Consider the following 4,717-nt stretch of genomic DNA (forward strand, 5'->3'; position numbering starts at 1 on the left):
GACGACGCCGTGGACGCTGCCGTCCAACCTCGCCGTCGCCGCCGGCCCGGACATCGAGTACGTCACCGTCGCCCCGACCGAGGGGCCGCTCCTGGGCGAGCGCGTCGTCCTCGCCCGCTCCCGCCTGCACGCCTATGCCCGCGAGCTGGGCGAGGAGCCCGAGGTGCTGAGCTCCTACCCCGGCACCGACCTCGTGGGCCGGCGGTACGCCCCGATCTTCGACCACTTCCTGGGCCGGCCCGACGACGAGGCCCCCGGCCCGAACGCGTGGCAGATCCTCGCCGGCGACTACGTCACCACCGAGGACGGCACCGGCCTGGTCCACCTCGCGCCGGCCTTCGGCGAGGACGACATGGCCGTGTGCCAGGCCAACGGCATCGGGACCGTCGTCCCCGTCGACGACGGCGGCCGCTTCACCACCGAGATCCCCGAGTACGCCGGGCAGCAGGTCTTCGAGGCGAACAAGGCCATCATCGCCGACCTCAAGCACGGCACCGGGCCCCTGGCCCGCCGCCCCGAGGGCGAGCGGGCGGTGCTCGTGCGCCAGGAGACCTACGACCACTCCTACCCGCACTGCTGGCGCTGCCGGAACCCGCTGATCTACAAGGCGGTCACGAGCTGGTTCGTCCGCGTGACCGAGTTCCGCGACCGCATGGTCGAGCTCAACCAGGAGATCTCCTGGGTGCCCGAGCACATCAAGGACGGCCAGTTCGGCCACTGGCTCGCCGGCGCACGCGACTGGTCGATCTCCCGCAACCGCTACTGGGGCACCCCCATCCCGGTGTGGGTCTCCGACGACCCGGCCCACCCGCGCACCGACGTCTACGGCTCGCTCGCCGAGCTCGAGGCGGACTTCGGGCGCCTGCCGGTGGGTCGCGACGGCGAGCCCAACCTGCACCGGCCCTTCATCGACGACCTCACCCGCCCCAACCCGGACGACCCCACGGGGAAGTCCACCATGCGCCGCATCCCGGACATCCTCGACGTCTGGTTCGACTCCGGCTCGATGCCCTACGCCCAGGTGCACTACCCGTTCGAGAACCGGGAGTGGTTCGAGCACCACTACCCGGGCGACTTCATCGTGGAGTACATCGGGCAGACCCGCGGCTGGTTCTACACCCTGCACGTGCTCGCCACCGCCCTGTTCGACCGGCCCGCGTTCCGCTCCGCCGTCTCCCACGGCATCGTGCTCGGCTCGGACGGGCGCAAGATGAGCAAGTCGCTGCGCAACTACCCCGACGTCAACGAGGTCCTCGACCGGGACGGCTCGGACGCCATGCGCTGGTTCCTGATGAGCTCGCCCATCCTACGCGGCGGCAACCTCGTCGTCACCGAGGAGGGCATCCGCGAGAACGTGCGGCACGTGCTCCTGCCGCTGTGGAACACCTGGTACTTCTTCGCCCTGTACGCCGGCACGCTCGACGGCGGGGCCGGGTATGTCGCCCGGCCGGTCGACACCGCCGACGCCGAGCGGATGACATCCCGGCACGTCATGGACCGCTACCTCCTCGCCCGTACCCGCACGCTGGCCGCGACGGTCAAGGACCAGCTCGCCGCGTACGACGTCCCCGGCGCGACACAGTCCGTGCGCGAACACCTGGACCTGTTGACCAACTGGTACGTGCGCACCTCCCGGGACCGCTTCTGGTCCGAGGACACGGACGCCTTCGACACGCTGTACACGGCACTGGAGGTCCTCACCCGGGTGATGGCCCCGCTCGTCCCGCTCGTCAGCGAGGAGATCTGGCGCGGGCTCACCGGCGGGCGCAGCGTGCACCTGACCGACTGGCCCGAGCTGCCCCAGGCGGCGGCCACGGCCGAGGCCGACCACGACCTCGTCACGGCCATGGACCAGGTCCGCGACGTCGTCTCCGCCACACTCGGCCTGCGCAAGGCGAGCTCGCGGCGCGTGCGCCAGCCGCTGCGGTCCCTCGCCGTGGTCGTGGCCGACCCGGCCGCGCTGGTCCCGTTCACCGACCTGGTCGCCTCCGAGGTCAATGTCAAGGATGTGGTGCTGCGCGCCACCGGCGACGGCGTCGCCGAGGAGTACGGCGTCGTCACCCGCGTGAGCATCAACGCCCGCGCGGCCGGGCCGCGCCTGGGCAAGGAGGTGCAACGCGTCATCCGGGCGGCCCGGGAGGGTTTCTGGGAGGAGACCGCCGACGGCGTCTCGGTCGACGGCGTCGCGCTGGAGCCGGAGGAGTACGAGCTGGTCACCGAGGTCGAGGAGCGCGCGGGTGCCACGACCGTGGCCGCCGTGCTGCCCGGCGGCGGGTTCGTGGTGCTGGACATCGCCGTCGACGACGAGCTCGCCGCCGAGGGTTACGCCCGCGACGTCGTCCGCGCCGTCCAGGACGCCCGCAAGGCGGCCGACCTGTACGTGGCCGACCGCATCCACCTCGATCTCGTCGTCCCCGAGGACCGGCTCGCCTGGGTGACCACGCACCGCGACCTCATCGCCCGCGAGACGCTGGCCCTGGAGGTGAGCGTCACGACCGGCGCCACCGACGGCCCGCACGTCACCGTCACCAAGGTGGAGGCCCGATGACCGAGCACGAAGGACCCGGCGAGAACTCCGGCGAGCAGGCACCGCGCCGGTCCCCGGAGGAGGCCGAGCGGGAGGAGTCCGAGCGGATCGCCGCGTTCATGGCCGCCGCGGACGCCCCCGACGACGGCGCCCCCGACCCCGCCGCGGACGCGGCCAGGGCGGCGGACGAGCACGACGCCAGCCTGCGCGCCCTGCTGTCCTCCCCGCTCTTCACCGGCCCGGACCCGCACCTGGCCGAGGAGGTGCTCACCGAGGAGGAGCCCGCGCGTGGTGAGGCCGGCTCCCCGGCCGACGCCGTCGCGCACGCCCAGGCGGAGGAGACCGTCCGGCAGATCTACCTCGACATCCTCACCCGGGCCCCCGAGCACGACATCCAGCCGAGCCTCGACCGGGTCGCGGCCGTCCTCGAGCTGCTCGGTGACCCCCACCGCGCCTACCCGGTCGTCCACATCACCGGGACCAACGGCAAGACGTCCACCGCCCGGATGGTGGAGCGGCTCCTGCGCGAGAAGGGGCTGCGCACCGGCCAGTTCACCTCCCCGCACCTGCACACCGTGCGCGAACGCATCGCCCTGGACGGCGAACCCATCTCGCCCGAGCGGTTCATCGCCGCCTGGGAGGACGTCGCCCCGTTCATCGCCATGGTCGACGAGCGCTCCCAGGCCGCCGGCGGACCCCGGCTGAGCTTCTTCGAGGTCTTCACGGTCATGGCCTACGCCGCGTTCGCCGACGCCCCCGTCGACGTCGCCGTCGTCGAGGTGGGCATGGGCGGGCGCTGGGACGCCACCAACGTCGCCGACGGCACCGTGGAGATCATCACCCCCATCTCGCGCGATCACGAGCGCTGGCTCGGCCACGAGCTCAGCGAGATCGCGAGCGAGAAGGTCGGCATCATCACCGACGGCGCCACCGTCGTCTCGGCCGCGCAGCCCGAGGACGTCGACGGTGTCGTCGTCTCCGCCGCCGCGCAGCACGGGGCCCGCCTCCTGCGGGACGAGGCCGAGCTCGAGGTGCTGGACCGTCAGCTCGGCGTCGGCGGGCAGATGATCACGCTGCGCACCGCCGGCGGTGTCTACACCGACATCTTCCTGCCGCTGCACGGTGCCCACCAGGCGCACAACGCACTGCTCGCGCTGGCGGCCGTCGAGGCGTTCTTCGGCGGCGGCTCGCTCGACGGCGGCGTCGTCGAGCAGGCCTTCGCCAACGTGGACTCGCCCGGCCGGCTCGAGCTCGTGCGCCGCAGCCCCACCGTGCTGGTCGACGGCGCGCACAACCCGGCCGGCGCCGAGGCGCTGCGCACCGCCGTCGAGGAGGCCTTCGCGTTCACCCACCTCGTCGGCGTGGTCGGCCTCATGGCCGACAAGGACGCCGAGGGGGTGCTCGCCGAGCTGGAGCCGCTGCTCGCGGAGGTGGTGGTCACGCGGGCGCCGACCGCCCGGGCCATGGACGTCGACGAGCTGGCCGAGATCGCCGTCGACGTCTTCGGCACGGACCGCGTGCACGTCGCCGACCGGCTGGACGACGCCATCGACAAGGCCGCGACGCTCGCCGAGGGCCATCCCGAGGAGGTCGTCACCACCACCGGGGTGCTGGTGACCGGCTCGATCCTGCTCGTCGCCGAGGCGCGGGCGCTCATGGGGCGCTCCTGAACCGGGCCGGGGCCGGCCGGTGCCCGGTCGCGCCGTCCGGGCCGGGTGGGGACGCGGCTGGCGCGTAGGCCGAACCCATAGCCGCGGACGGGTCGCAGGGGCAGGATGGTGCCGTGGCCCGGTCCGGGCCGAAGCCGTGAAGGAGACTGTCGTGAAGAAACTCATCAACGATCCTCAGCACGTCGTCGCAGAGTCGGTACGGGGCTTCGGCCTGGCGCACGCGGACCTCGTCACCGTGCACGAGGACCCCCTCTTCGTCGCCCGGGCCGGCGGCGCCAGCCCCGGCAAGGTCGGCCTCGTCTCCGGCGGCGGCAGCGGGCACGAGCCCCTCCACGCCGGCTTCGTCGGCGCCGGTATGCTCGGCGCCGCCGTGCCGGGTGCCGTATTCACGTCACCCACCCCCGACCCGGTCCTCGCCGCCACCAAGGCGGTCGACGGCGGCGCCGGCGTGCTGCACATCGTGAAGAACTACACCGGCGACGTGCTCAACTTCGAGACCGCGGCCGAGCTCGCGGACGCC

Annotated in this window: 3 protein-coding genes; all 3 read left to right on the top strand. The window is 73.0% G+C overall.

The window, feature by feature from the left end:
* The coding region (locus tag ACYC1Z_RS14275; RefSeq protein WP_461410184.1) for an isoleucine--tRNA ligase at positions 1-2,548 on the top strand (2,548 nt) is incomplete at its 5' end.
* Positions 2,545-4,197 carry a bifunctional folylpolyglutamate synthase/dihydrofolate synthase gene (locus ACYC1Z_RS14280; RefSeq protein ID WP_461410185.1) on the top strand — a complete coding sequence of 551 codons (1,653 nt, stop codon included), beginning with the start codon at positions 2,545-2,547 and terminating at the stop codon, positions 4,195-4,197. The genes ACYC1Z_RS14275 and ACYC1Z_RS14280, both read left to right, overlap by 4 nt.
* A gap of 151 nt (positions 4,198-4,348) precedes the next feature.
* Positions 4,349-4,717, top strand: a 369-nt coding sequence (locus ACYC1Z_RS14285; RefSeq protein ID WP_461410186.1) for a dihydroxyacetone kinase subunit DhaK, incomplete at its 3' end; no start/stop codon positions are given.

The organism is Georgenia sp. (assembly GCF_054605595.1).